This is a genomic window from Devosia sp. (genome assembly GCF_040509215.1).
In the GTDB taxonomy this organism is placed as follows: domain Bacteria; phylum Pseudomonadota; class Alphaproteobacteria; order Rhizobiales; family Devosiaceae; genus Devosia.
The window spans coordinates 1-4,069 of sequence record NZ_JBEVLL010000351.1 but is presented as its reverse complement, the minus strand read 5'-3'; the positions used below and the strand labels follow the sequence as shown (position 1 = coordinate 4,069).

4 protein-coding genes are annotated in these 4,069 nt (G+C 63.3%); 2 read left to right on the top strand and 2 right to left on the bottom strand.

Annotation, left to right across the window (positions count from 1 at the left end; all coding sequences use genetic code 11):
• Positions 1 to 1,909, top strand: a 1,909-nt coding sequence (locus ABW043_RS19880) for a vWA domain-containing protein (RefSeq protein ID WP_353922937.1), incomplete at its 5' end; no start/stop codon positions are given.
• Between the two features lie 25 nt (positions 1,910 to 1,934).
• On the top strand, positions 1,935 to 2,627 hold the full coding sequence (locus ABW043_RS19875) for a hypothetical protein (protein ID WP_353922936.1): 693 nt from the start codon (positions 1,935 to 1,937) through the stop codon (positions 2,625 to 2,627).
• 45 nt (positions 2,628 to 2,672) lie between these two features.
• On the opposite strand, the gene ABW043_RS19870 is transcribed toward ABW043_RS19875, so the two are convergent.
• Both ABW043_RS19870 and ABW043_RS19865 read right to left on the bottom strand, forming a co-directional pair.
• Positions 2,673 to 3,623 (bottom strand): ring-cleaving dioxygenase, encoded by a 951-nt coding sequence (locus tag ABW043_RS19870; protein WP_353922935.1) that lies wholly within the window; start codon positions 3,621 to 3,623, stop codon positions 2,673 to 2,675.
• Between the two features lie 118 nt (positions 3,624 to 3,741).
• Positions 3,742 to 4,069, bottom strand: a 328-nt coding sequence (locus tag ABW043_RS19865; RefSeq protein ID WP_353922934.1) for a helix-turn-helix domain-containing protein, incomplete at its 5' end; no start/stop codon positions are given.

Genomic DNA, 4,069 nt, shown 5'->3' with positions numbered 1-4,069 from the left:
GACCCAAGGATCGGATCGCCGCCGCCGTCACATGTCCATCAAAGAAATCCTGAAGGGACTTTCGATCATGGACATCCGCATTCCGCTCGGCACGACCGCCGTGGCCCTGCTGCTCCTGCCGCTCGGCTACCAGCTCTATTCCACGACCGCGATGACCTCGGTCGAGGCGCCTCCGCGCCCGCAGATCACGGCGCCCGCCGCCGAGCCGGTGCCACCGCCCGCCCGCGAAGAGGTGGCCGACATCGCCGTGCAGCAGGGCCCCGCCGACGCCGCAGCCGATAGCGATGCCCTGGCGGCGCCCGAACCCATGCTGCTCGAGAGCGAAGCCGCTCCGGACATGCGCATGGTTGCGCCGCAGAGTATGCCCGCGCCCGCACCGGCAATCACGTCCTCGCTGTCAGCCGTCCAGACCGAAGCTTATGGCGGCGCACCTGTCGGTGGCCTCGCCAAGCAGAGCGTCTTTGCCGACGAAGCCGGTCGTATGGCGCCGCTGCCGAGCGGCGACGAATTCACCAGCTTTGACGAACAGCGCCTGAAGGTCGCCGCCGAAGAACCGGTCTCGACCTTCTCCATCGATGTCGATACGGCCAGCTATTCCTATGCCCGCCGCATGCTCGAAGACGGCTATGTCCCCGAGCCCGATGCAGTGCGCATCGAGGAGCTGATCAACTATTTCCCCTATGACTACCCCGCCGCCCCCAGCGCCGAGGTGCCGTTCCAGCCGACGCTAAAGGTCTTCCCGACCCCGTGGAATGACAAGACGCAGATCCTGTCCATCGGCATTCGCGGCTATGAACCGCCCGCCGAAGCCATTGCGCCCAGCAATCTGGTCTTTCTCATCGACACCTCCGGTTCGATGGACGAACCTGACAAGCTGCCGCTGCTAAAACGCTCCTTCGCGCTGCTGCTCGACCAGCTTTCGGAAAAGGACACGGTTTCCATCGTCGCCTATGCCGGTTCCGCCGGCGTGGTGCTCGAACCGACCAAGGCCAGCGAAAAGGCGAAAATCCTGTCTGCTCTCGACGAGCTCGGGGCAGGGGGCTCGACGGCCGGCGCCGACGGCATCGAACTCGCCTATCGCCTCGCCGAAGAGGGCAAGACGAACGGCACCAATCGCGTCATCCTCGCCACCGATGGCGACTTCAATGTCGGCATCGATGATCCCGACGCGCTGAAACAGTTCATCGCCAAGAAGCGCCAGTCCGGCATCAGCCTCTCGGTGCTCGGCTTTGGCCGCGGCAATCTCGACGATGCGACCATGCAGTCGCTCGCCCAGAACGGCAATGGCAATGCCAGCTACATTTCCAACTTCGCCGAAGCCAAGAAGGTACTGGTCGAGGAAGTGGGCGGCACGCTCCACACCATCGCCCAGGACGTCAAAATCCAGGTCGAATTCAATCCCGCCCTCGTGTCGGAATATCGCCTCATCGGCTACGAAACCCGCCACCTCGAGCGGGAGGATTTCAACAATGACGCGGTGGATGCCGGCGATGTCGGCGCAGGCCACACAGTCACCGCGCTCTATGAAATCACCCCAGTCGGCGCTGGCCAGGTCGATCCCCTGCGCTATGGCAGCGACACGGCCAGCACTGGCGGCAGTGATGAAATCGCGTTCCTCAAGATGCGCTACAAGCTGCCCGGCGAAAGCGTCAGCCAATTGATCGAACAGCCCGTCACCCCCGAGGTCGTTTACGATGACATCACTCTCGCCGGCAGTGACGCCCAGTTCGCCACCGCCGTCGCCGCCTTCGGCCAGAAGCTGAAAGACAGCGTCTATGGCACGGAAATGACCTGGGCCGAGATCGAAGCCCTCGCCAAAGCCGGCCGCGGCGAAGACGAAGGCGGCTACCGCGCCGAGTTCATCCGGCTCGTGGAGGACGCCGCGCTGCTCGAACCCGACGCCAAGTAAGGGCAATTCCCAGCCCTCACAAACCATGACAGTCTGGCCTCAACCACAGGAGGCCAGACTGCGCAGTTTTGATTTCAGTTCCTGGGAGAGCGTACTCGGCACCCTGATCGGCATCGCGCTCTTCGCCCTTGTCGGCATCAGTATCCGACTTCTGGTCATGACCACCATCCAGCAACGCCAGCAGCGGCTGAACCGCCAGATCAACGAGCGCCTCCGCACGCTCATCGCCGCCTACAAGGTTCTGGGTGGCTCCTTCACCGGCACGCTCACGGTCAATCCCGCCCACAAGCGCGATGAAAAGCGCGTCGAGGGTGACGACACCACCGAAATCATCACCGGCTCCGACCGGCAACGCCGCATCCGTGACGATGTCGAAGCGTCCCTCTCAGACATTATCCTCCTTGGCACCGAAGAGCATGTGCGCCTCGCCGAAAAGGCCGCGCGGGAGCTTGTCGCCGGCAATCCGGTCCGTACCGATGCCTTGGTCGTTTCCCTCCGCGATTTCATCCGCAAGGCGCTCGATCTCGATCCCGTCCCTGCCGATCTCGCCATTCCCGGCCAGGGCCCGAAACGCCCGTCTGCCAGCAGCGGCCGCGGCAAAGGCGAGGGCGGTGGCCAGGGCGGCGGCGGTGGAGGTGGAGGTGCTGGCGGCGGAGGGGGCGGCATGGGAATGGGCATGGGCGGCGGGAGCGCCGACGATCCAGAGACCACCCGCTGACCCCAAACAAAAAGGCCGGCCACCTCAGTGACCGGCCTTCAATGTTTAGACCAGAGGCTTCAAGCCAGCCTCGATCTGCGCCCGCTGGCTTTCGAGGAACGGTGGCAGCGACAGGCTTTCGCCCAGCGTTTCCATAGGCTCGTCAGCGGCAAATCCCGGCACGTCGGTGGCGATTTCGAACAGAACGCCATTCGGCTCGCGGAAGTAAAGCGAGGTGAAGTAGAACCGCTCGACTTCGCCCGAGGAGCGAATGCCAAAGCTGTTCACCCGTTCGATCCATTCGCGCAAGGTATTCTCGTCCGGCGTGCGGAAGGCGACGTGGTGGACGCCGCCGGCGCCGGGCCGTGCCCGCGGCAGGCTCGGATCGACCGAGACATGCAGTTCGGCCGACGGTCCGCCCGGACCCATTTCATAGACAAAGGTCTCGGCGCCCCGCTCACGAGCCGGATAGTGCCGCACCTGCCGCATGTTCATCACGCGGGTCAGCATGGCATCGGTCGGCTCGAGCTTGGGTACCGACAGCGTAATCGGGCCAAGGCCGATGATCTGCTTGTCCGCCGGCAGCGGCGACTTGGCCCAGGGGATCACCTTGTTGGTGCCATCGACAACCAGTCGGAAGCGCTGGCCTTCAAAATCCTCGAAATCGAGCGAGACGTGGCCAAAGCGTTCCTTGATGCCGCTGGTGGATACCTTGCTGGCTTCCAGATGTTCCTTCCACCACTGCAGCGTCTCTTCGCTATCAACGCGCAGGCCCGTGCGGCCAACGGTATTGTTGCCGCGCTGCTCGCGCATGGTGGGGAAATCAAAGAAGGTCAGATCCGCACCGGGCGAAGCAACGCCGTCACCATAAAAGAGGTGATAGGCCGAGGTATCGTCTTGGTTCACGGTCTTCTTGATCAGGCGCATGCCCAGCGTTTCGGTATAAAACTTCAGGTTGCGCGGTGCGTCTGCGGTTACGGCCGTCAGGTGGTGGATGCCGCCAAGTTCCAGGGTCATTTTCCAAAACTCCCAATATCGCGGCGTCTCCCGCCGTGTTCGAGAGGGAATGTAGGCGACACTGTCCGTCGTTCATAGCGATACAATTGCAACGCACTGGTGTCGTTTGTTGAACGACCTATTCCTCCGGATGCGCAACGCTCACCGGCGAAACCCCAAACTGGGCCTTGAAGGCCCGGCTGAACGCGGCATCGGATTCATAGCCTATCCGTCGTGCCACGTCGCTGACCCGTGTCCGCCCGCCTTGCAGCATTTCATTGGCCAACAGCAGCCGCCAGCGCGTCTGGTAGTGCAGCGGCGCCGCGCCAATCAAGCTCGTGAACCGCTCGGCAAAGCTTGAGCGCGACATGCCCGCAATATCGGCCAGTTCGGCCACGGTGCGCCGCTCGAATGGCGTGTCGTGAATGGTTTTGAGCGCCCGGCTGATCCGCGGATCGGCCAGCGCT

Excerpts from the sequence above, each read along its gene's own strand:
- ABW043_RS19875 (WP_353922936.1), top strand. The coding sequence starts at position 1,935 with ATGACAGTCTGGCCTCAACCACAGGAGGCCAGACTGCGCAGTTTTGAT.
- ABW043_RS19870 (WP_353922935.1), bottom strand. The coding sequence starts at position 3,623 with ATGACCCTGGAACTTGGCGGCATCCACCACCTGACGGCCGTAACCGCA.